At 64.5% G+C, this 23,227-nt stretch carries 21 protein-coding genes and 1 pseudogene; 8 read left to right on the top strand and 14 right to left on the bottom strand.

What is annotated here, in order from left to right; all coding sequences use genetic code 11:
* The 6 genes from V7116_RS18545 to V7116_RS18570 form a co-directional block, all read right to left on the bottom strand.
* On the bottom strand, positions 1-803 hold an 803-nt coding region (locus V7116_RS18545), incomplete at its 3' end, for a glycosyltransferase (protein WP_324393455.1).
* Positions 800-1,870, bottom strand: a complete 1,071-nt coding sequence (locus tag V7116_RS18550; RefSeq protein ID WP_324393456.1) for a glycosyltransferase family 4 protein — start codon at positions 1,868-1,870, stop codon at positions 800-802. The genes V7116_RS18545 and V7116_RS18550, both read right to left, overlap by 4 nt.
* 62 nt (positions 1,871-1,932) lie before the next feature.
* Positions 1,933-3,066 (bottom strand): glycosyltransferase, encoded by a 1,134-nt coding sequence (locus V7116_RS18555; protein ID WP_324393457.1) that lies wholly within the window; start codon positions 3,064-3,066, stop codon positions 1,933-1,935.
* A complete protein-coding gene (locus tag V7116_RS18560; protein ID WP_324393458.1) occupies positions 3,063-4,211 on the bottom strand; it encodes a glycosyltransferase family 4 protein in 1,149 nt (382 codons plus the stop codon). Before V7116_RS18560 ends, V7116_RS18555 begins: the two co-directional genes overlap by 4 nt.
* Positions 4,212-4,291: 80 nt before the next feature.
* Entirely contained in the window at positions 4,292-4,801 is a 510-nt protein-coding gene (locus V7116_RS18565; RefSeq protein WP_442891859.1) for an SF0329 family protein, read from the bottom strand.
* Positions 4,802-4,945: 144 nt separating this feature from the next.
* Positions 4,946-6,259 carry a nucleotide sugar dehydrogenase gene (locus tag V7116_RS18570; protein WP_324393460.1) on the bottom strand — a complete coding sequence of 438 codons (1,314 nt, stop codon included), beginning with the start codon at positions 6,257-6,259 and terminating at the stop codon, positions 4,946-4,948.
* Positions 6,260-6,501: 242 nt separating this feature from the next.
* Between V7116_RS18570 and V7116_RS18575 the strand changes: the two genes are divergently transcribed.
* Both V7116_RS18575 and V7116_RS18580 read left to right on the top strand, forming a co-directional pair.
* On the top strand, positions 6,502-7,587 hold the full coding sequence (locus V7116_RS18575; RefSeq protein WP_324393461.1) for a DUF933 domain-containing protein: 1,086 nt from the start codon (positions 6,502-6,504) through the stop codon (positions 7,585-7,587).
* A gap of 149 nt (positions 7,588-7,736) precedes the next feature.
* Positions 7,737-8,108, top strand: a complete 372-nt coding sequence (locus V7116_RS18580; RefSeq protein ID WP_324393462.1) for a VOC family protein — start codon at positions 7,737-7,739, stop codon at positions 8,106-8,108.
* Here the strand turns inward: V7116_RS18580 and V7116_RS18585 are convergent.
* The 4 genes from V7116_RS18585 to V7116_RS18600 all read right to left on the bottom strand — a co-directional run bounded on the left by V7116_RS18585 (position 8,105) and on the right by V7116_RS18600 (position 12,478).
* On the bottom strand, positions 8,105-9,658 hold the full coding sequence (locus tag V7116_RS18585) for a hypothetical protein (protein WP_324393463.1): 1,554 nt from the start codon (positions 9,656-9,658) through the stop codon (positions 8,105-8,107). The genes V7116_RS18580 and V7116_RS18585 overlap by 4 nt on opposite strands.
* On the bottom strand, positions 9,655-10,533 hold the full coding sequence (locus V7116_RS18590; RefSeq protein ID WP_324393464.1) for an alpha/beta hydrolase: 879 nt from the start codon (positions 10,531-10,533) through the stop codon (positions 9,655-9,657). Before V7116_RS18590 ends, V7116_RS18585 begins: the two co-directional genes overlap by 4 nt.
* Positions 10,534-10,557: 24 nt before the next feature.
* A complete protein-coding gene (locus tag V7116_RS18595) occupies positions 10,558-11,688 on the bottom strand; it encodes a 6-phosphofructokinase (RefSeq protein ID WP_324393465.1) in 1,131 nt (376 codons plus the stop codon).
* Between the two features lie 304 nt (positions 11,689-11,992).
* A complete protein-coding gene (locus V7116_RS18600) occupies positions 11,993-12,478 on the bottom strand; it encodes a hypothetical protein (RefSeq protein WP_324393466.1) in 486 nt (161 codons plus the stop codon).
* Between the two features lie 132 nt (positions 12,479-12,610).
* Here V7116_RS18600 and V7116_RS18605 point away from each other — a divergent pair, with 132 nt between their 5' ends.
* The 6 genes from V7116_RS18605 (at position 12,611) to V7116_RS18630 (ending at position 18,424) form a co-directional block, all read left to right on the top strand.
* Positions 12,611-13,288 (top strand): DapH/DapD/GlmU-related protein, encoded by a 678-nt coding sequence (locus tag V7116_RS18605; protein WP_324393467.1) that lies wholly within the window; start codon positions 12,611-12,613, stop codon positions 13,286-13,288.
* Positions 13,288-14,571 carry an ArnT family glycosyltransferase gene (locus tag V7116_RS18610; RefSeq protein ID WP_324393468.1) on the top strand — a complete coding sequence of 428 codons (1,284 nt, stop codon included), beginning with the start codon at positions 13,288-13,290 and terminating at the stop codon, positions 14,569-14,571. Before V7116_RS18605 ends, V7116_RS18610 begins: the two co-directional genes overlap by 1 nt.
* Before the next feature lie 38 nt (positions 14,572-14,609).
* Positions 14,610-15,602 carry a hypothetical protein gene (locus tag V7116_RS18615; protein ID WP_324393469.1) on the top strand — a complete coding sequence of 331 codons (993 nt, stop codon included), beginning with the start codon at positions 14,610-14,612 and terminating at the stop codon, positions 15,600-15,602.
* Between the two features lie 49 nt (positions 15,603-15,651).
* Positions 15,652-16,542, top strand: coding sequence for a class I SAM-dependent methyltransferase (locus V7116_RS18620; protein WP_324393470.1), 891 nt, complete (start codon positions 15,652-15,654; stop codon positions 16,540-16,542).
* A 40-nt stretch (positions 16,543-16,582) separates the two neighbouring features.
* Entirely contained in the window at positions 16,583-17,617 is a 1,035-nt protein-coding gene (locus V7116_RS18625) for a hypothetical protein (protein ID WP_324393471.1), read from the top strand.
* A gap of 135 nt (positions 17,618-17,752) precedes the next feature.
* On the top strand, positions 17,753-18,424 hold the full coding sequence (locus tag V7116_RS18630) for a hypothetical protein (RefSeq protein WP_324393472.1): 672 nt from the start codon (positions 17,753-17,755) through the stop codon (positions 18,422-18,424).
* Positions 18,425-18,551: 127 nt separating this feature from the next.
* On the opposite strand, the gene V7116_RS18635 is transcribed toward V7116_RS18630, so the two are convergent.
* The 4 genes and pseudogenes from V7116_RS18635 to V7116_RS18650 form a co-directional block, all read right to left on the bottom strand.
* The gene (locus tag V7116_RS18635) at positions 18,552-19,982 is read right to left on the bottom strand and encodes an Ig-like domain-containing protein (RefSeq protein WP_324393473.1); all 1,431 of its coding nucleotides are present in this window, start codon (positions 19,980-19,982) and stop codon (positions 18,552-18,554) included.
* 13 nt (positions 19,983-19,995) lie between these two features.
* On the bottom strand, positions 19,996-20,793 hold the full coding sequence (locus V7116_RS18640; protein WP_324393474.1) for a TIGR03943 family putative permease subunit: 798 nt from the start codon (positions 20,791-20,793) through the stop codon (positions 19,996-19,998).
* Positions 20,794-21,067: 274 nt separating this feature from the next.
* A complete protein-coding gene (locus tag V7116_RS18645) occupies positions 21,068-22,108 on the bottom strand; it encodes a permease (RefSeq protein WP_324393475.1) in 1,041 nt (346 codons plus the stop codon).
* Positions 22,109-22,205: 97 nt separating this feature from the next.
* Positions 22,206-23,227: pseudogene (locus V7116_RS18650) on the bottom strand (hypothetical protein); the annotation flags it as partial.

The raw sequence follows: 23,227 nt of genomic DNA on the forward strand, positions 1-23,227 counted from the left end.
TCCAGGCCGAGCGCCGTCCACTGCGTGCGCAGCGCGTCGATGCCCGCCTGCGGCCCGCCGACCAGCAGCAGATCGACCGCCGCGCCGTTTTTCGCCGCCAGCGCCACGGCGTCGATCAGCGTATCCAGGCCCTTGCCCATGCGCATGGTGTGCACCTGCCCCACGTAGCCGAGCACAACCGCGTCCGCGGGCAGGCCGAGCGCGGATCGCGCTTCCGCGCGCGTGGGTAGATCCGCGAATCGTGCCAGCCGCACGCCGTCGTGCTCCACCTGGAGGCGGGTCGCGCCGCGTTTGCGCAGCTCGTCCGCGAGGTGTGCCGTCACCGGGATCGCGCAGGCACGTCGCAGCACCCACGCCTGCATCCGCCTGCCGGGGCCGTGGTGAAGCTGGTGGACTTCGTAGACCAGCGCCGCGCGGGGCCGTACGAGGTGCGCCAGCGCCGCGATCCACACGTCGCGCGTGAAGATCACGTCGGGGTGGCGGAACAGGAGCCAGATCGCCAGCGACAGTAGATAGGTCAGCGTTTGCAGGGCGAAGGGAATCAACTGCCAGCGCACCGGCACGCGATCGATCAGGTCGAGCGTCGGCAGGCGGCGGAAGGCGAAGGTCCGCGTCACGCCGTAATAACTCCACAGGTCGCGCGCGCCGGCCAGATTTGGCACGCCGCGGCGGCGGGAGGTGACGAGCGTTACGTCATAGCCCGCCCCGGCCAGCGCCTCGGCCATCTGCACGATCTGCAAGCCGTGCGCTTTTTCGGTCGGCAGGCGGTTGTTGGCGAGGTAGAACAGGCGCGGCCCGCTCACCGGGCCCCTTCCCGCATCAGATCGACCATGCGCGCCATCAGGCGGTCCAGGCCGTGCTCGGCGGCGGTGCGCGCGCGCAGGTCCAGGCCCATCGCCGCGCGCTGCTCCGGCGTACGTTCCAGCAGCGCCGCGATGCGATCCGCGACGCCGGTTACGTCGTCGGGCCTGTCTACCGAGAGCGCCTCGCGGTGCTCGCCCAACAGGCTGTTGAACGCGGGATTGGAGACGATGACCGGGCAGCCGGTGAGCATCGCTTCCAACGCGGATTTGTCGAATAACCCGACCGGGCTGAGGTTGGTCACGATGGCGGTGCGGCGGTAGAGCGCGATCATGTCGCCCGGTTCGTGCGCGCCCAGGAACTTGAAGTAGTCCGCGCTGAAGCCCAGTTCGTTGCGCCGCCGGATCAACTGCTGCAAATATTCCTCGTCGCCGGGCGCGGCGGTCGTGCCGACCACGGCGAAGCGCACCGGGGGATTGCCGTAGCGGTCGCGCAGCAGGGCGGCGGCGTCGAGCAGAATGTGGTGGTGTTTGATCGGGCTGACGCGGCCCACGGCGATCACCAGCGGCGGATCGTCGGGGGGCTGGTTGCCGGGCGAATAGCGCTCGGTATCGACGCCGTGGCCCATGACGCGCACCTTCGGGCTTTGAATCGGGAAACTGGTCTCGGTCGCGGTGGTGATCCAGCGCGACGCGGCCAGCGCCAGCCGCAGCTCCAGGCTGACCTGCCGGTGCGTGAACCACAGCATTTGGGGCACGCGGAACGCGGTGGCGTAGGGCCCGGCCAGCCACGTATAACGCGGCGTCATGTGGCTGAAGATCACATCCGCGTTGTGGCCCAGATCCATCAGCGCGCGGTGGAAGCCCGCCAGTTCGCGCAGGCGGTTGTGGCCGCGCTCTTTGCCCATCGAGGTCACGGTCACATTGGCGGGCAGATCGGCTTTGCCCGCTTCCAGCGTCAGCACGTCGAGCTGATCGACGTGCGCGGCCAGCGCGCGAATCCAGCCTACGGTGAAGCCGCGCAGCCATTCCCGCTCGTCAACGAGCTGGACGATCATCAATACGCGCATAGAGTTACCTACTCCCAGTGTGACGCGTGGTATGCCGGGGGTGAGGTCTGCTTGCGACGGCATCATCTACCCTCCCGCAGGCGCGCGATCAGGTCGTGATAGCCGCGCGCGTAGCCTTCCACCACGCGGTCGGCGTCGAACTCCTGCACCGCCGCACGGCCCGCCTCGGCCAGCCGCGTGTGCAGATCGGCATCACTCAGCAGCAGCCGGATCTTGGCCGCGAGGTCGCCCACGCTCCAGTTCACCAGCAGCCCGTTTTCGCCGTCTTCGATCAGGTCGGCCATCACACCCACCGGCGTCGAGACGACAGGCACGCCGCACGCCATCGCCTCGACCGTGACGCGCGGCCCGCCCTCGGCGGTCGAGGCGCACACCACCAGACCCGCCTGGGTATACAGCCGCGCGACGCTGGCCGCGTCCGACTGGTGCGGGATGAACGTGACGTTGCCGCCCAGGCCCAGCGAAGCCACACGCTCCTTGAGCGCGCGCTCCAACGGGCCGCTGCCCAAAATACCAAGCCGCACGTTGGGATGTGTAATGCTCACCAGCTTGATCGCGCTCAGCAGTGTGAACAGGCCCTTGTTGGCCACCAGCCGCCCCACGAACAGCACGTCGTAGCGGCGCGGCTGATCGGGCAGGGGGTGGAACACGTCGAAGTCGATGTAGAGCGACGGCAGCACGAGGATCTTCTCGTCCGGCACGCGGAAGCGCCGCAGCAGGTCGGGCATCTGCCCGGCGTTGACCACGCGGAACGCGGCGGCCCAGCGCTTCGCCCAGCGAATATACATGAATGCGGTGCGGCGGTAGAGGCGCTCGCGGCGCGTCACGGCGCGGGGATAGCCCTCGACGTGGTGGATCTCGCTGACGACCGGCACGCCCGTCGCGCGTTTCAGCCGCCACGCACCCGCGCCGTTCAGGAACAGGCCGTAATCGTGACTGGCGATCAGCGCGTAGGGCCGTTCCGAGAGCAGCGCCGCGCCTTCCCGCGCGATGAAGGTGGGCTGCGCGATCTTGTGCGAGGGCGACGGGTGCACGTAGACGTTGCCGTACACTGCCCGCGGCTGCGCGCCCTTGGCGGGGGGACACAGGACGTCGATGCGGTCCCAGTAAGCCGCGAAACGTCCCAGCATCTGCAAAAACGTGCTGTCGCGCCCCTGCGCCACGGACGAATCGCCGCTGAGCATTAATAAGTTCATCGCCGCTCCTTCGCACCCTGCGCCGTGACTTCCAGCGCAGCGACCGTCTGGTCGACCAGTGTTTCCCAGCGGAAGCGCCGTAATCCTTCGCCCGCGTGGGCGGATAGCCGCGCCCGCGTCTCGCCCGCCAGCGCCGCGCGAATCGTCTTCACCAGCGCGGCAGGGTCCACGTAGGGCACCAGCAGGCCGTTGACGCCGTGCCGCACGACTTCGGGATTGCCGCCCTTGTCGCTGGCGATGACCGGCGTTCCGGCCAGCAGCGATTCCAACAGCGTATGCGACAGGCCCTCATAGCCGGAATAAAGCACGGTGTAATCCGCCGCGCGGAACAGCCGCGCCAGCCGCTCGCGCGGGACGCGCCCCGGCAGCGTGACCCGGTCCGCGAGACCTTCCGCCGCCGCGAGATCGCGCAGGTGCGCTTCTTCGGGACCATCTCCGGCGACCAGCAGCCGCACATCGGGGATCTGTGCCACGGCGCGAATCAGGTGATCGATCCCCTTCCACGCGGTCAGGCGGGCGGGAGCCAGCAGCAGCGGTCCCGGCCCCAGGCCGAGATCGGCGCGCGCTTCCTCTTGACTTAACACCGCAGCGCGGGCATCCGGTTCGAGCGCGTTGTAAATGACCTGCACGCGCTCCGGCGGTGCCCCCCACCCGATCACCATGCGCCGCAAATACTCGCTGGGCACGATGATGCGGTCCATGCGCTGCACTTCGCGGGCGCGCATCCGCTTCACCGCCTCCACACGCGGGTCGTAGCGGCGCGTCTGAAAGACGTCGATGTCTTCCGTGGCGGGAATCCAGCCCTTATTGACCGAGCGTTCCCAGGCCAGATCGCCCACGACCTTGAGCACACGCGGCACGCGGCCATAGCCGATCAGCGGCAGGCCGAGGCTGTTGACGAACACGAGATCGGCGGAGGCCAGTTCGCGGCGGGCGGCGCGGGCATAGTCCGCCATGCGCAGCGGCAGCGACCGGCGCGGGATGCGCGTCACGGGGTACGGGTAGTCGCCGCCGGACGGATCACCGAAGGCCAGCACGCGCACGTCGTGACCGCGCGCCTGGACGGCGGGCAGCAGGCGATAGAGATAGGTAGCAGGACCGCCTGACTCCGGGTGGAAGATGCCAGAGGCGACAAAAATACGCATATCGGGCCGATCTGTGTTGGGTTGGTACTGCGAAATACGAATGGCAGGCGTGCCGTTGATCCTGCCGTTTAGGCTGGGCGTTACGCTTCTACTGCGCGGCTGAGTCCTTCGGCCTCGCAGCGTATCTCGTAGCAGCGTTTGACCAGCGGGTTCACCAGCGATTCGGAATCGATCTGCCGCAGACGGCGTTTGCCCGTGCGCCGGTCGAGCATGGCGACGGCCTTAATAATGGGATCGGGCGAGACGAGGGCGTCCTCGATAGATATTTCAAGGTACATTTCGAGCGCCTCTTCAAAGTCCCAGACCGACACCATGCCACGCTGACGGAGTTCCTCTTTTGCGGCGTCATGTGCCGCATAATAATCCCCGACGCGGCCACTTGCCTGTATTTCCTGTTCCCGCTCAGACAATTCTTGCAGCCAGACCACTGAAGAAAGTGTCAGAATTTCCTGCTTGTCCAGCGTGATCCAGGCCCTGGTCATAATCTGGCTCTTCCCAGGCCCATACTGCGCACGGTGATACTGAAGGCGGCCCTTCAGGGAGGGCGCCAACAGATCCTCTATGGCTTTCTTAAGCCCGGTCCACCGCATTTTGACAAAGACTCTTTCGCAACAGTGCCCTTCAAAAAATGAAGTGGCTGTATGGTAATTTCATTCATTTGAACGGCTGGAACCAAACGGGGAACCGGGCAGGCGCATGATGTTCGGCTGCGCCTGCCCTCCCCCTGAATATGACTATAACCGGACGATCCGCGCCGTGCCAGTGTGTCCCTTGGTGGCGTTGCGCGTGTCGATCACCAGCTTCGCGTGGCTGAGGATGAAATCGACGTCGTAGGCGCTGTGGTTGGTCACGATCACCACACAGTCCTGCGCGGCCAGCCATTCGGCGGTCAGTTCGACGCTGCTAGCTTTGCGCTCGCCGGACAGGCGCACGCTGGCGACGAACGGATCGTTGAAGCTGACTGCTGCGCCCTTGTTTTCGAGCAGCTCGTAGATATCCAGCGCGGGGGATTCGCGCACGTCGTCGATGTCGCGCTTGTAGGCCATGCCCAGCACGCCGATGGTGGAGCCGTGCAGCGCTTTGCCCTCGTCGTTGAGCGCTTCCATGACCATGCTCACGACGTGATAGGGCATCTGCGTGTTGACCTCGCTCGCCAGATCGATGAAGCGGGCGGTGTAGTTCAGCGCGCGCAGCTTCCAGCTCAGGTAGAGCGGATCGATCGGGATGCAGTGCCCGCCCAGGCCGGGGCCGGGGTAAAACGGCATGAAGCCGAACGGCTTGGTGCTGGCTGCGTCGATAACTTCCCACACGTTGACGCCCAGCCGGTTGCACATCAGCGCCATTTCGTTGACGAGACCGATGTTCACCGCGCGGAACGTGTTTTCCAGCAGCTTGACCATCTCCGCTGCCGCCGTGGACGACACCGGCACGACGTGATCGACCGCCGGTTCGTACAGCGCGGTGACCACCTCGACGCAGGCGGGCGTCACGCCGCCGACGACCTTCGGCGTATTGCGCACGCCGTAAACCGGGTTGCCGGGATCGACGCGTTCCGGCGAGAAGGCCACAAACACGTCCTCGCCCACGGTCAGGCCGTTCTTGAGCAGGCGCGGCAGAACCACTTCGTCGGTTGTGCCGGGATAGGTCGTGCTTTCGAGCACGACGAGCATGCCCGCATGGCAGATCGTCGCCACGTTGGTCGCCGCATCGATGACGTAGCTCATGTCGGGATCTTTGGTCTTGCGCAGGGGCGTGGGCACGCAAATGCTGACGGTGTCCGCCTCGGCCAGATCGGCGTAGGACGTGGTGGCGCGCAAACACCCGGTTTCGACCAGGGGCGCGAGTTCTTCGGTGGGCACGTCGGGGATATAGCTCACCCCGGCGTTCAACTGATCGACCTTCTGTGGGTTGAGGTCCAGCCCGACCACGCGGTATCCGGCGCGGGCGAACTCGACGGCGAGCGGGAGGCCCACATAGCCCATGCCCACGATCCCCACTGTCGCGGTCCGGTTATGCAGGCGGTCCAAAAGTTGCTGCTTGTAGTCCATGCTCACATCCCCCAGAGCCTACTCAATCTTACGTAAAAAAGGTGTGGCCCAAACGCTTCGCATTATAGCCCGCTGATTTACCCCCGCACAATGACCGTTCGCCCGCGCTTGGCTGACGAGTGTCACGATTCGGGGCCGGGCGCACCCTCGCGGGAACGGCGGCGGCACGGTATACTTGGCGCACAAAATCGCCAACCTCACCGGCCCGCGCCGGTTCTTTACCGTAGTCAGGATAGACCCCCATGCGACTAGGAATCATCGGCCTGCCCAACAGCGGCAAGACGACCGTGTTTAACGCCCTGACGGGCAGCGATCTCCCGACCGAGCCGGTATCTTCGGGTCAGCTCGAAGTGCACACCGCCGTGGTGGCTGTGCCCGACGAGCGCGTGGACCGCCTCGCGGAGATCTACCATCCCAAGAAGACGACCTACACCACGATTACGTATACCGACATCGGCGGGCTGGACAAGGGCATCGGTGAGGGCGGCCTGACCGGGCCGATGCGCAACGAACTGCAGCAGCTCGACGGCTTCCTGCACATCGTGCGCGCCTTTACCGACGAATCCGTGCCGCACCCGCAGGAGACGGTCGATCCGATCCGCGACCTGCACACCATCGACGCGGAATTCCTGCTGCTGGACCAGATCACGATCGAGAACCGCCTCGCGCGGCTGGGCGAGGAAAAGCAGAAGGGCAAGATCGACAACAAGCAGGCCCACGCCGACGAAACCGCCCTGCTCGAACGGCTGCACACGCAGCTCGAAGCCGAGCAGCCCCTGCGCGACCTGGACCTGACCGACGACGAGCACAAGATGCTGCGCGGTTACGGCCTGATGTCGCTCAAGCCGGTGATGGTGATCTTCAACATGGGCGACGAGGGCAGCGATCCCGCCGAGGGCCTGGACTACGACCACAAGCGTACGGTCGTGCTGAGCCTGCGCGGGAAGCTCGAAGCCGAGATCGCGCAGTTGGACGATCCCGACGACGTGGCGATGTTCCTGGGCGAATACAACATCGACGAGCCGAGCCGCAACCGCGTGATCCGCCTCTCGTACGAGCTGCTGAACATCCACTCGTTCCTGACGTACGGCGAGGACGAGGTGCGCGCGTGGAGCCTGCGTAAAGGCGCGACGTCGGTTGAGGCGGCGGGCACGATTCACTCCGACCTGGCGCGCGGCTTCATCCGCGCTGAGGTGGTGCCCTACGCGGAATTCATCGTCTCGAACGGCAACCTTGCGGACGTGAAATCGCGCGGCAAGATGCGCCTCGAAGGGAAAGAGTACATCGTGCAGGACGGCGATATGCTGGTGATCCGCTTCGCGGTATAAGACACGACGATACGCAAGCAGTCTCAAACGCCCGGCGACGAACCGGGCGTTTTTTGTTCTTGGGTGGTTTGGGTCCGCTGCTGCGGTGCCGTTTGGCGGGTTTTATGCTAAGATGGATAGAACATGCGTGCGATTCATTGGAGGCAGCCATGTTCAAGGACACGCAAGCATTTTCGGGCTTTTCGACGAACGACATCGCAGCCGCAAAGCAGTTTTACGGCGAGACGCTCGGACTGGACGTGTCCGAAGCGCACGGCATGCTGTTCCTGCACATCGCGGGCGGGCATGACATTCTGGTGTATCCGAAGGACAATCACGTCCCGGCGACCTACACCATCCTCAATTTCCCGGTCGAGGACGTCGAGGCGGCGGTGGACGAGCTGACCCGGCGCGGCGTGCCGTTCGAGCACTACGAGGGCATGCCGATGGATGCGAAGGGCATCATGCGCGGCGACGGCTCGACCATCGCGTGGTTCACCGACCCCGCCGGGAATATCCTGTCGGTGCTTGAGGCGGGCTAGCTCAGGCCGGGATCGATCACCCAGCGCCCAAGCGTGGCGGTCGCTGCGGGATCGGTCGGGATCGCTTCGACCAGCAGCCGCCCATCCTCGCCATACCATTCGACTGTCACTCTAAACGTGTCCGTTGCCTGGATCTTAGTGACGGGCACTTGTGTTTGCGCCGCGACGTCCAGCACAAAGGTTTGGTGTTCACCTACTACAATCAGCGCAGAACTGCTCGGCGACCAAAACACAGACGTGCTCAAGTCAGTAAACGGCTTGAAAAAATCGCTGCTACTTTTATCCCACGGATCGATGCTGAACTCGAACGCCATCTTGTTTTCAATCAAATCGAATATGACGAGCCGGGGATCAGACCAGGGATTATGAGTGAAGAGGTCTCGATTTTTCGAGTGCAAATCATCGAGCACAAGCAGCAAGTATCTGCCGTCTGGCGAAAAAGATCCTATTTCATTGACTCCTTCAATTGGAAGGGTGCGAATAGCATATTTGTTTAGGTCAGCAATATGGACCTCAGGCGTTAATGTATAAGTTTCTTTTCCCAGTTGTGGCGCACTGTACAGGTAAGCCAGTTGCTGCGACGGTTCATAAACGGTGATATCGGCAGGCTGCAAGCAAATTGTTGCCTCAATATCGCGTGAAATCAACGTGTTCAGGTCGGTAATACTCACCGCGCAGTACTCCGGCGGATATGGTGCGCTAAGAATACGAAGTCGAACGAGTAAATCAGCCGTATCCCAAAAAACGTTCTCCGCTGGGACGTCTGCACCCAGATCCAAAACATCAACAAATTGCAGCGCGACAACGAAACGATCTTCCCAAACAGACCATGACTCGTCCGAAACAAATGCGCGAACAAGCACGCGATCATCTGCTAGCCACTTCTCGGCTTCGATGTTTTCCCAATTCGTGCAAATGGGAACTGATCCCGCGGGAGGAAACAGGTGCTTGATGACGATTGCCGAATGCAAATCCGAATCGCCGAGTGTATATCTGCAGTCTTCTTGATAGTCAGGGAGGTACGTAGTTCCCTCGATGTAGTAACGCCATTGCGGCGACCAGTACGGCAGCCAGGAGGTCGTATGTGCTGACACTTCTTCCAGCGGCACAATTTCGTCCTTCACCGCGTCGTAGAACCGCGTTTCGCGCGTTGCCAGTTCCGACTCTGCCCGCACGGTGTAGGCGAGGTAGCGTCCATCCGGCGACCACATGTCCTCATTGCCGCAGGAACCGCAGTGCGGTCCATGCAGTGGAGCCTGGGTGCAGTCTGCCGGATCGATCACCCGTGTGTCGCCCGTTTGCTGGTCGTAAAGGGCAACGCCATTCTCGGTGCACCGGCTGGCCGGTCGTGACAGGGCCGCTGTCAGCGAGCGCGGCGGGAGTTCCTCGACGAGCTGATCCGCGAAGATGACGTCGTTGGCATCGAGGGCCGGGGCGGTCGCTTGCGGATCGGGTGATCCGTGTGCGGATGGGGAATCCAGCGTGAACAGGAGCGCGAGCGCAACGCACGCCAGCAAGGGAACCGCGCGAAGGGCAGCGGATCGGCTCATGCCAGATGCTCCTCGAACCACGCCACGACGCGGGCGTTGTAGTCGTCGGGGTGCAGCGGGTACGCCTCGCGGTGACCCGCGTCGGGCACGGCCCACACCTCGACCGGGCCGGAGACGGCGTCCGCCAGCACGCGCAGGTCGTCAGTGGACACGAACGGATCGCGCTCGCCGTGAATGAACAGCGTCGGGGCGGTGACGTGCCGCGCGGTGGCGATCGGGTTGGCGTCATAGATGGTGTGCCGCGCGCGCAGCGCCCCAACCCGCAGCGTCAGCCACGCCAAAGGATTCACCAGCGGTTCCGGCAGGCCGTGATGCCGCAGCCAGCTCGCCAGCAGCCCCGTTACACGCGGATAGGCTCCATCCACGACCAGTGCCGCGATGCGTTCGTCGTAGGCCGCCACTTGCAGTGTCGTTCCCGCCCCCATACTCAGGCTGAGTATGCCCACGCGCTGCGCGCCGCGCGCCGCCAGAAAATCGAGCGCGCCGAGCAGGTCGTACTGCTCCAATGCGCCAAGCGTCACCAGCCGCCCCTCGGAACGGCCATGCGCGCGCCAGTCGATCATCAGCACATCGAACCCGGCGTCATGCAGCGGCAGGGCCTGGGGAATGTCTTTGTCCAGGCTGCCGTCCTGACCGGGACACATAATTACTGTGCCGCGCGCTTGCCCGCTCGCCGCAATCCACAGCCCGCCGAGTAATGTCCCGTCGCGGCTGGGGAACTGCACGTCATCGCCCGCCATGCCATACGCGGCGGGATCGTCCGGCGGATCGGGCACGCGGCGGCGCATAAGGGGCAGCGTCCCCGCATACCCGATGCCAACTACGACTAAGGCCACGATCCCCACCAGCCAGATCCCGCCGCTCACCAATTCCATGCCGCCTCGCCGCCTTTTTCTACGTTAATCGCCCATATTCATGCCCAGATGCCGCGCGCTCTCGATCCACGGGTGATCGAGCGGCACGGTTTTGCGATGCCCCGCGACCTGTTCCAGCGGGACCGGTTCGAAGCCGTCGCCGCGCGCAGCGATCATCACGCCAAACACGCCCTGGTCGATCAAGTCGGCGCAGGCCGTCCCCAGCCGCGTCGCCAGCAGGCGATCCGCCGCCGAGGGCGTGCCGCCGCGCTGAACGTGGCCCAGGATCGTCACGCGCGATTCGAGCCGGGTCAGTTGTTCGAGCTGGCGCGTCAGCCTGACCGTACTGCTGGCCTGCTCGCTTTCCAGCTCCGCGATGGTTTCCGCCGCCGCCTCGGCCTTTTTGCCGTTCTTCGACTTCTTCGCGGCGGCTTTTGCTTCTTGCGCGGCGCGCAGGCTTTCGGCTTCTTCCTTCGGCATCGCGCCCTCGGATACACACACGATGCTGAAGCCCTTGCCGCCCCGGCTGCGCTGCATGATCGCGTCCGCGACCTTGTTCACGTCGTAGGGGATTTCGGGGATCAGCACCACGTCCGCGCCGCCCGCGATGCCCGCCGCCAGCGCCAGCCAGCCCGCGTTGTGGCCCATCACTTCCAGCACGATGATGCGGTGATGGCTGTGCGCGGTGCTGTGCAGGCGATCGATGGCCTCGGTGGCGATGGTCAGCGCGGTGTCGAAGCCGAACGTGGTATCGGTGCAGGCCACGTCGTTGTCGATGGTCTTGGGCAGGGTGATCACGTTCAGCCCGTGCTGCATCAGGCGGTAGGCGTTTTTGGCCGTGCCGCCCCCACCCAGACAGACCAGCGCGTCGAGGTTGTGCTTGTGGTAGTTCGCCACCAGCACGTCGGTCATGTCGAGCGTTTTGTCTCCGACCGGCATGCGGTGCGGCTTGTCGCGGCTGGTGCCCAGGATCGTGCCGCCGATGGTCAGAATGCCCGACAGCACGGAACTGTCCAGCCGCACAGTGCGGTTTTCCATCAGGCCCCGGAAGCCGTCGCGGAAGCCGATCACGTTCATGCCGTAGTAGCCGGTGGACGCTTTGCCCACGCCCCGGATCGCGGCGTTCAGGCCGGGACTGTCACCGCCCGCCGTCAGAATCCCGATGTGTTTTGCCATGTGTTCCTCCCTGGTATCTTTTAGCGGTGAGCTGTTGGCGGTTAGGGATTAGCAGCCAGGCGATCTCCCGAAAGAGCCGGGCGTTCGGGGTAGCGTGCAGTTCACCTCACCCCTTAACCCCCGGCCCCTGGCCCCTCTCCAATCCGATTGGAGAGGGGCCAGGGGTGAGGTGCTTTTCCTAATTCTGTTCGAGCGCTCGCTTGGCACAGTCCAAAACAAATCTCATCCGGTGGTGTGCGCCTCAAGAAGATTTTAAGGTGTTGGTGCTTGCTAACGGCTCATTGCTGACTGCCAACGGCTGCTTTTATTGTACGCTGTTGTTCGCGCTGCCGCTGGCAGACCACGTGTCAAGCAGGGCGAGCGCTTCGTCGAGGGGATCGTTTGCGGCCATCGCCGCCGCGCGACCGCTGCGCGCCATGTCAAGCGAGACCGTTTCGCCGGACGTGCCGCATTCGATGTTCCACAACGATGCCGCGTCGCGCACATGCCCGATCGCGGCGTTGAGCGCAACCAGGACCGGCGTCGCGTCGGGATAGGCGTCCACGTCGCGCACGGGGAGCGCAACCGGATCTGGGGCGGGGATCGCATCCTGGCAGCTCACCGTTTCACCGAAGATCACGCGGTCCCATAGATCGAGCGCCGCCTGCTGATCCGCCCGCACGCCGTCCAGGCGATCCGTGAGTTCGCTGCGCACGGCTTCACGCGTGCGCGGCCCGTTGGGGCTGTCGCCCAGCGTGCACGCCGCCAGCAGTATGGCCAGCATCACCCCCAGCAGCGCAGTTCGACGCATCTGTTTCGCTCCGTATCGTTCGTTCATCGTGCCGTTATTGTAGCGGTTTTTCGCGCCCGCACGGTACAATGCGCTCGGACGCGCGGCTGCGTGGCCGCACCGGAATCGCTCGTATCCACAGGCCTGACGGTTATGCACCCAACGGAACGTTCCTCGTCTTCTACCGGCGGATTGTCGCCCGCGCAGGCTGTGCGCGCGGTGATGCAGTCGCCGTGGATCGCGCTCTATATGCTGGAGGCCGCGCTGTGGTATCCCGCGATCCGGCTGACCTTCGCCGGGGCCGGAGTGCGCTGGGGCCGCCGCTGGCAGATCTTCGGGCGGCCCGTGATCCAGCGCCACCGCCAGAGCACGATGATCCTGGGCGACGGGCTGATTCTGCGCTCGACGGTACGCTCGAATCCACTGGGCGCGGCGCACGCGGTCGTGCTCTCGACCCGGCGTCCCGGTGCAGTGCTGCGTATCGGGGATAACTTCGGCATGACAGGCGGCGTGATCGTGGCCGAGGAACGCGTCGAGATCGGGCACAACGTCATGTTGGGCGCGAACTGCATGATCATCGATTCCGACTTCCACCCGCTCGATCCCGTCGAGCGGCGGACGACGCCGATGGCGGGCGCGACGGCCCCGATCGTGATCGAGGATGACGTGTTCATCGGGACCAATACGCTGGTGCTCAAAGGCGTCACGATCGGCGCGGGCAGCGTGATCGGCGCGGGCAGCGTCGTCACGCGCGACGTACCGCCCGGCGTGATCGCGGCGGGCAACCCGGCGCGTGTGATCCGGCCCCTTACCCCTACGGACAAGGCTTGATGCTCAAACGACTGACCCCGCGCCATTGGCTGGCGCTGATTCTGCTCGTGACTCTGTTGGGACGCGTGGCGTTCCTGGTGCTGTTCGGTGATTCGCTGGCGCTCAACGCCTCCGGGTACGACGTGTACGCCGTCAACGTGATGGACGGACACGGCTATACGCGCTTCGACGACCGGAGCGGCGATTCCGATCTGCCGCCGCTGTACCCGTACTTCCTGGTGGCGGTGTATTCCACGCTGGGCCGCGACCCGATCGCGGTGGCCGCCGTGCAGATCGTCTTCGACCTGATCACGGTCACGCTGCTGTATCTGATTGGGCGGCGCGTGGCCGGGGAAGCGGTCGGGCTGCTGACCGGCGCGTTTTACGGCCTCTACCCGTATCTGCTGTTCCAGAATCTATCGGTGAACGACACCGGGATCTTCATCCTGCTGCTGACGGTCGGAATCTGGCTGGCGTACCGCGTGCGCGACACCGAACGCTGGCCGTATGCGGTCGCGCTGGGGATCGCGTTCGGCGTGGCGGCGCTGACGAAAACGTTCGTGCTGCTGACGCTGCCGATGCTGGCGCTGTGGTGGTGGCGATCGGCCAATTTCCGCATGGCGCTGCGTAATGCGGTTCTGGCCGGGATCGCGGTGGTGCTGGTGATCGCGCCGTGGACGGTCCGCAACATCCGCTTGCAGCACGCCTTCGTATTGATCAGCACCAACGACGGCAGCAATCTGCATCAAGGCAATAACCCGTGCGTGGCGGACTATCTGGCGCGCGGCTGGGACGCGCAGTGGGTCAACTGCCTGGGCGAGCAGCCGGAAGGGCTGAGCGAAGTCGAGGCGAGCATGTGGCACCGCGATCGGGCTATCGACTACTTGCGCGATCATCCCGGCGACTGGCCGCACCTGTTCTTCACGAAGTTCTGGGTGCTGTGGACCCCCGTCCTGATGCCGTATGAGATCCCGCCCGACGCCGACATGGACGACGATGCGGTGCTGGAATATCACACGGCCTCGTTCGAGGCGGCGCGCGTGCTGCACGTGCTGACCTTCGCGCCGCTGCTGCTGCTCGGCCTGATCGGGTGGGTTCTGGCGGCGCGCGCACACCTGCCGATCGGCCCGCTGCTGGCGGTGATGGCTGCCGTCACGATCGCGTACCTCGTTTTCCACCCCTCGACGCGCTACCGCGCCCCCGCCGATCCATTCCTGTTCGTGCTTTCGGCTTATGCCGTTGTGCGGATCTGGATGCAGGTCAGTAAGCGCAGAATTGGTATCTCAAGTATTATTAAAGGCTAGATACGAGGTACAACGTCTAGCCATTAAGAGGTGCAGTTATGTTGCAGCGCGTTCTGACGATCCTGGGCGCGATTTTGATCATTGTGGGCCTGTTTGTCCCCGCCATCAATAACATCACATTGAGCGATCTCACGCCAGACAATGACATCCCTTTTGAAGGGATCGGCCTGACCCTGTTGGTCCTGATGCTGATCGTTATCGTGTTGGCGCTCTTCGATAACATCGAGCAGATCAGGATCGTCATGGTGATCGTGATGTGGTCCCTGCTGCTGCTTTTCTACAGTTATTATCGTCTGTCGCATAACAACGACAGCTACCAGCTGCAGTGGGCGTGGCTGCTGCTGCTGGCGGGGAGCATCATCGTCCTGCTGTCGTCGCAGATGCAGCACTATCTGCGCCGCCCTCTGGATGAGGAGCCGGACGAGATAGGCGATCCCGACCCGGAGGCGGATGGCGCTGAATCACCCCACGTAACCCTATCCGGCGAAGATCCCGAAGCGGACGAGCCTGCCAGCGACGCGCCCGACCTCGCCGCCCCGGTTCCCATGCCAGCTTCCGCATGGCCTGTTTGGGCTGGCGTGCTGGGTATTCTGGTGCTGCTGGTGAGCTTGATCGCGCCTGCGATGCGCATCGATGACACCACATACCTGTACATCGACCTGGCACAGGGCACCCTTATATACGTGCTTTTGGTGGGCCTTCTTCTCGTCCTGCTGGGATATACCGAGGCGTTGTGGCTGGTTGGGACGGCGGCCCTGGTGGGGATCGGCAACGATTTGCGACTTGTCCATTACTTAGGCGATGAGGGCGATTTGACGCTGCTCTGGGGATGGATACCGCTGTTTGTGGGCGGGCTGCTGCTGCTCTCCACCGGCTGGGATACGACTTTCACCCACAAGATGCGCCATGCCTGGGCCGGAGTTAACCCCTTTGCTCCCGCCTATGACTATGACGACGAAGATGAGGAAGCCCTGGACGAGATAGAGGATACGGAGGATGCGGGTATCGACGTCGAGGATGATACCCCATAGCAGCACCGCAATGCCGGCTGTGTAAAGGGTTTGCACCGGAGGAGTAAACATGGAAGCCACGTACCAACAGCGGTTGGATGGCGAAAGCGCGCTGTGGGGCGAGGTCGCCGCGCAGCAGGCGGCGGAATGCCCGCCGGAGTGGCGTTATCACCGCCAGCAGCGCCAGAACGCGATCATGCACACGGCCAACATCGACCAACTGCTGGGGACCATTCAACCCGGCATGACCACGCTGGAACTGGGCTGCAACGCGGGCTGGCTGACGCTGGCGATGGCGCAGCAGGGCGCGGACGCGCTCGGCCTGGACATCAGCGCCCCGGCGATCGACATCGCGCGCGGCTATTACGAGGCGATCCGCGAGCGCGTGCCCGGCACGGCGCGCTACGAGGTCACCGATCTGAACACGCTCCAATTGGAACCCGAAACCTACGACGTGATCGCTGCCAAAGGCGTGCTGCACCACCTGCCCGACCTGGATCACGTCATCACTCAGGTCTATGCCGCGCTGAAGCCGGGCGGGCTGCTGTGGGTATCGGACACGAACGGCGACGAGGCCACGACCACCGCGCTGGTGGCCGGGGCGCTCACGCTGGTGCTGCCGACGCAAGTCCCCTACCGCGACAAGCTCGCCGGGCTGATGCGCTTCCGTGGGCAGGCGGCCAGCCGCGTGAAGGCCAGCATCCAGGCGGACGGGCTGTCGCCGTTCGAGGGCGCGGGCCGCGAACATAACTGGCTGTCGATGATCGAGCAGTGCTTTACCATCGAGCAGCGGCTCGAACACCCGGCGGTGACGGGCTACGTCACGGCGCAGCTTACCCTGCCGGACTGGATCGCGCTCCCGTTCCTGCGCGTGCTTTACACGGTGGACTGCGCGCTGGTCGGGCGCGGACTGCTGCACAATACGGGCGTGGTGCTGTGGGCGCGCAAGCCCGCAGCCTGACACCAGCGCACGCCGCAAAACCAATCCTCAGGAGGCTGTTATGTCTCGGTTTCTCCGCTGGCTGCTCGTGATCCTGTTCGTGCTGGGCGCTGCCGCGATGATCGCACCCGGCGCATTCGCGCAGAGCGGCCCCGCCGAAGTCCCCGTGCAGTTGATCCCCCTCACCGGCCCGGCCAACGATTCCGACGCGGAGATCTCCGGGCTGGCGTGGTGGGGCGACACGCTGTTCCTGCTGGCCGAAAACCCGAACCTATATGCCTCCGGCGACTATTCCGGCAGCTTCTTCGCGCTCGACAAGGCGGATATCCTGAGCTATCTGGACGGCGAGCGCAGCGATCCGTTGGAGCCGAGGGAAATTCCGATCCTTTCGGACGACATCCCGTCGATGATCCCCGGCTATGACGGTTTCGAGTCGGTGACGTTTGTGGGCGACACGGCGTACCTGACGATCGAGGCGTGGCGGCTGGACGCGGAAATGCGCGGCTTCCTCGTTCCCGGCACGATGGATCCGGACGCGGGCACGTTGACACTGGATCTCAATATGCGCGCCGAACTGCTGCCGCAGACGACCGTGCTCAATATCTCCTACGAGTCGATCCTGGCGGTGGATGATGGGCTGGTGACGTTCTACGAGCTATACGGCCCGACCCTGAACGACGCGCCGTTCGCGTATCACGTCAGCGCCGACTTGCAGACGCTGGCCGAGATCCCGATGGCGCCGCTCGATTACCGTCTGACGGACGTGACGGCGCTCGACGAGAACGGCCAATTCTGGGGCATCAACTACTTCTATCCCGGCGATACATACGCCGCGACGGACGACGACCCGATCGCGGATCAGTATGGCGAAGGGCCGACGCACGCCGCGCACGATCAGGTCGAGCGGCTGGTGGCGTTCCAATATGCGGCGGACGGCATCACGCTGGCGGACGTGCCGCCGATCCAGTTGGCGCTCGACAGCGACGAGGCGCGCAACTGGGAGGGCCTCGTGCGGCTGGACGATCGCGGCTTCCTGCTGGTCACCGACGAGCATCCCGACACGCTGCTGGGTTTCGTCCCGCTGCCGGAGCAATAGGGCCGTTACGCCGGAAAAAAGCCGGAGCGTATCGCAGCAGGAGCGTATCGCAATAGCCCCTACGAAACTGTGCTGCGACCTGCACGCACGGGCCTGATTTTGTGCGATTCCACGGGGAAAAGGGGAGAACGCAGCATGAAGGGCACACGGCTTTTGGTGGGGGCGGGTGCGCCTTTGACGGCAGGGGTGGCGATCGCGGCTATCATCCTGGGCATTGGCCCAGAAACGGACGGGGACCGACCGGGCAGCACGGCAGGCCCGACTGCCACACTCTCCTACATGGCAAGTGCAGCCGACGAGATTCCTGTGACGTATATCAAGGACGATCCGGGGAATGTGAGTCTTCCTGACACTATTTCCGTCTATCCCGGACCAGGGGCGGCACTGTCGTCTGCGCAGTACGACGCAGGAGTTATCGTCGAAAGTTTCTTCGACAATTTCTCGTATCCGCTGTGTGTTTGCACAGAGGTCATCAAGGCGAATCGCATCTGCAACCTTCCTGAAGCATTAGCAACCCGAACCCACTGGCCTACGCAATCCCCGGACCTGCCGCCCTGCCACGATCTGCATGCGTGGACCGGGACCGATTTCCGGCCTTATATCACCGTGTCGCTCGATGGAACGCAAATCAGTGGCCGTCAACTAGATCCGGAAGACGGCCTGGAGGTGGCCGTGTTATGGGACACGTGGTGTTTCTGCTACCGGCTGCCGCTGGACGTTGGCCGCCACACGGTTGCGTATGCGTTCGACTGGCCGGAGCTCGACATATCCAGCGCGGCAGCGTGGGAATTCACGATCACGCCGTAGTGTACCGGAGCGGGGATAGATTTTTTGCCCCTGCCGCAGCCGGGTCAGCCATAGACCCATCGCTACGCCGCTCGCGTGCGGATGGATTTTAACTAGCCACTGAAAACGAACGACTAAAAACTGCTTCTCACGGCACCCAGTCGGGCAAAAAGGCGTCATCCGCCAGCTTGCGGATCTCGTTGGTGCTCAGGTCGAGCATCCAGATTTCCGGCTGCGCGTCGGGATCTTGCAGCGCGAACCGCTGGAACACGATCCGCGTGCCAGCGGCGTCCCAGCGCATCGCCGCGTGGTTGTACGCGTCGTCGATGACGAGCGGCGTCGCCTCGCCCGTGGCCGGATCGAGCATGTAGATCTGTTTGCCGGGCGTATAGCGCCCATCCAGGTAGCGCCGCGCGATGAGCAGTTGTGTGCCGTCCGGCGACCAGATCGCGCTGCCGTCCTCGACCGGGGCCGACGAATCACCGCTGATGGGCGCGGTCGTGCCCGCGTCGAAATCGGCCAGTTCCAGGTGCGTGTAAAACTGCTGTCCGACCGATCCCGCGACCAGCACCGGGTAGGCCAGCAGGTCGCCATTGGGCGAAAATGCGCCAACCTCGCCCTGCATGGACTCGATCACCGTATCGCTGCCGCGCTCGTAGTCGTGGACGCGGATGCCGGGCAGCGTCGAATCGAAGACGCCGATGCGCTGGCCGGTCGCGTCCCAGGTGGGGTCATAGCCCAGGATCTGCGAGTCGTCGAACAGCAGCCCCGTTTGCAGCGAGTTCAGGTCCACCAGCCACACGCGCGCCGGGCTGACGCCGGTTCCCAGGCTGGTGTTCAGCTCCTCGCGCTGGTAGGCCAGCACCGTGCCGTCCGGTTTCCAGGCCGGATCGCGGCAGATCGCATCCACGCAGTTGGTCACCTGGCGCGGGGCGTTGGTCAGCATGTTGAGCACCCACAGATCGGCGGTCCCGTCTTCGTTGTTCTGCGAGTAGGCGATCTCGCTCCCGTTGGGGCTGACGGCGAAGTCCTCGATGCCGTATTCCGCCGTGGTGAGCTGGAATATGTCGCCCGTGTCGAGATCGGTCATGTACAGGTTGCGCACGAAGGCGTTCGAGGGCGCGATGTAGACTGCGCGCGGCAGCCGCACGGTGAAGCTCCACGTCAGCGGATCGTGCAGCACGGCCCCGCGCCGCGCGGACTGAGCCCCGGCGTCGAGGGTGATGGTATACGTTTCACCCGCCTGCCACGGCTGGCGCGGCGTGAAGATCATCAGGCTGGGGCTGGCCCACGCCAGATCGCCGGGCACATCGGGCGACACGTGAAAATGCGCCGCGACAGACTCAGCGTCCATGTCGTCGGAGAAGCGCACGCGCACGGGCAGCGATCCGCCTGCTGCGCCCGTCGGCTCGTAGCCGTTTTCGGCCACGTAGACGCCCACGCGATCCCCGGCCAGGGTCACCGCGCCGATGGCGAGGATCAGCCCGGCGATGGTGATCCACACCAATCGATCGAAGCGGTCGAGGTCGAGGCGCGCCAGCCAACCTGCGCGCGGAGATGTCGTCTGCGAGTCCGTCATCGCGTGTGCTCTCTTACGGATACAGATAAGGATGTTCGGGCTGCGCGACGGGCGTCACGCCGTCCGCGCCCTCGTAGGCCATCAGCACGGGGCGCGTCATGCCGTCCGCCGTCTCGACCTGGAACGTGCCGCGCACCTGGACCCAACTGTCTTTTGCCAGATCCGCGCCGCCCGGCCACTCGACCGTCAGGCCGATGGCCTGCGCGTCCGCAACGCAGCAGCTCATCACGAAGCGGGCGACCATGAATTGATCGGTGCCATCCATCGCGGGGTTGCGGTAGATGAAGCCGACCACGTTCGCTTCCTGGCCGTTGAAGCTGCTCAGGTCGCTGGTCGTGGTGAAGGCGCGAATCCATTCCAGCACATTACGCCGCAGCGGGTCGGTCCCGATTACCTGCGCGTCGCCAGTGGTGATACTGCCCAGATCGCTGCTGACGTCGCCCTCGATGGCGCGGCTATCGAGCGGGCTGGACGGCACGGCGAAGCCCAGCAGCACGGGCAGCGCGACGATGCCCAACGCGACCCACGCGCCGATCCCACTGCCGTGCGCGTGAGCGTGGTGATGGGCATGCTCGTGCGCCTCATGATCGCCGTGATCATGGTCGTGATCGTGGTCGTGCGCGTCTTCGCGCAGCGCACTCTGCGCGGCCAGCGCCGCCAGCACGAACAGCAGCCCCGCCGCGATCCACGTCAGCCAGACGAATTTCTGCGCGATGTAGTTGGTGATGTTGCCGGTCAGCAGGCTGTAGGTGAAGTAGACGCCCATCGCGGCGAGGATGATCACCTGCGCCCACCGCTGTGCTTTTGGCATGGCGGGATCTCCTTAAATGCAGCGGTTAGCGATTAGCTCTTGGCTCAGAGCCAGAAGCAAACCGATCGGTCGTCTTTATGAACAGAGCCGGGAAATAGGTTAAGTGTATGGTTTACCTCACCCCTTAACTCCCGGCCCCTGGCCCCTCTCCAATCCGATTGGAGAAGGGCCAGGGGTGAGGTGCTTTTCGCCCATATTTCGGCTCTTTACAAGCAATTTAGCCGCCAGCATTTGGCTTTCGCTAAAGGCTAAACGCCAGTCGCTAATTGCCCCTCTAAAACCTCACGTTCAGATTGATCCAGATCGCGATCAGCGCGTTGAGCAAAAATGGCAGCAGGATCAGGTAGAGCACGACGCGCCGCTTGAAGACGCCCAGGAACATCATCGTGCTTTTGATGTCCACCATCGGGCCGAAGGTCAAAAAGCCCAGCACCGAGCCGAGCGTGAATGTGTTCGACAGGTCCAGCGCGACGAACGCATCCGCCGTGCTGCAAATGGAGAGGATGAACGCCAGCGCCTGCATCACCAGCACGGAACTCACCGGGCCGGTCGCCAGCGCTTCGAGCTGGTCCTGGCTGATGGCGATGCGCAGGCTGGCGGCCACCAGCGAGCCGAGGATCAGGTAGCGGCCCATCTCGAAGAACTCTTCGCCCGCCAGCGTCAGCGCGTAGCGGATGCCGGGCACCAGCTTCATACGCTCGCCGGACGCGTGGTGGCCGTGGGCGTGCTCGTGCTCGTAGGGAGGCTCGTGCTCGCCGTCAAGCTCAAGCGATCCGGCAGTTCCGGCGGCGGCTCCGGCCATCGCCAGAGACGGCGCGAGCACCAATCCGCCCGGCACGGCGGCGGGAGCCAGCGCAGGGATCGCGTCGCGCAGCAGGCGGTCGGGGCGCTTCTGGAACGCGAACAGCAGGCCGATCAGCACCGCGACGACCAGCGCCACGATCACGCGCAGGTAAACGATCTGGATCGCGCGCTCGTGGAAGGCGGCATAGGTGCTGGCGATCACGATCGGGTTTACGACAGGGGACGCCAACAGAAACGCGATGCCGACCGGCGCAGGCAGTCCTTTGCGGTACAGCCGCCGCGTCACGGGCACGACGCCGCATTCGCACACCGGGAAGGCGAAGCCCATCAGCCCGCCGACCATCGACGCGGCGATTACATTGCGCGGGATGATCCGGATCAGATCGTCCTGGCTGATGAACGCCTCGATCAGGCCGGACGTCAGCGTGCCGATCAGCAGAAACGGCGCGGCTTCGATAAATATGCCCAGAAATCGCGTGCTGAAGACGATGAGGGTATCCGCAAAATCCACGCGTGGCGCCTCCTTCCGTGCGAATGACGCGCCCATTATACCGTCCCGATTCGGCCCGGTGAGATGAATGTCTGATGAACGTCGGGCGGCGCGGCGATCAGTCGAGCGTGATGGCGCCCACGACGACCGGGTCCTGGCACGTGTCCGTCTCGCACGGCGTGACGGGCTGCACCGCGCCATCCCACCACGTATACACGCGCACGGCGATCCGGTACTCGCCGGGTGGAGCGGCGCTGATGTCCAGCGTGTGGCGGTCGAAGACGAGGTGCCCCGCCTGCCAGCCGGAGGTCGGCGCGCGCCCGTCCAGCGGGTAGCTGTCGTGCTGGGCGGTCACGAAGCCATCGGGGGCCATCAGGTAGACCGCGACGGTGTAATCCTGCGCGGGCTGCGCCGCTGCGAACCACGTCAGATCGACGTGCAGCGCGCCGCCGTCACGGATCGTGTCCGCCTGCGCGAGCTGCATACTGTCCGCGAAGGTCCACGGCAGCATGGGATCGGGCTGGCGGGCGTAGCGCGCCACGGTGATCGGGTGGTTGATGAACTGGCCGAAGTCGAGATCGGGCGTCGTCTGCGCCAAGCCGAGTGTGGATAGATCGGGGCGCGGGTCGTAGGTTTCGTTGAGGTACGTCACCAGCCACAAGCTGTTTACCTGCGCCAGCCGTTCCGCAACAGGCTGATCCGTTTCACCCGCCCAGCCCTCGCGGATTTGCAGGCCCCGGATCACGGCGCTGTGCGGCACGTCCGCGAGGCGCGCATGCTCCTCGATGGCGTAGGCGTGCAGGTCGGACTCGATGTACAGCGCATCCTGCGGGGCCATATCCGCGCGCAGCGTCTCCGCGACGTCCCACCACGGGCCGTGGAACGGGTGCGTCGATCCGGTGGTGGTCAGGCACACGGCCAGCAGCAGCCCCGCGATCAGCGTATAGGTCCAGGCGCGCATCTGCCCCAGGACGTGCCCGATCAGCAGCACCAGCGCGGGCACGAGACCGATCATGGGGCGGTAGGTCAGCAGGTTGTAGCCCGCCAGCGAAAATCCGACCGGCAGCAGGATGGGCAGCGCCAGCCACAGCCCGGCCAGCGCGGTGGCTTCGGTGGGCAGGGCTTCGCGCCAGCGCCGCG

Source organism: Aggregatilinea sp. (genome assembly GCF_036822615.1).
Classification (GTDB): domain Bacteria; phylum Chloroflexota; class Anaerolineae; order Aggregatilineales; family Aggregatilineaceae; genus Aggregatilinea.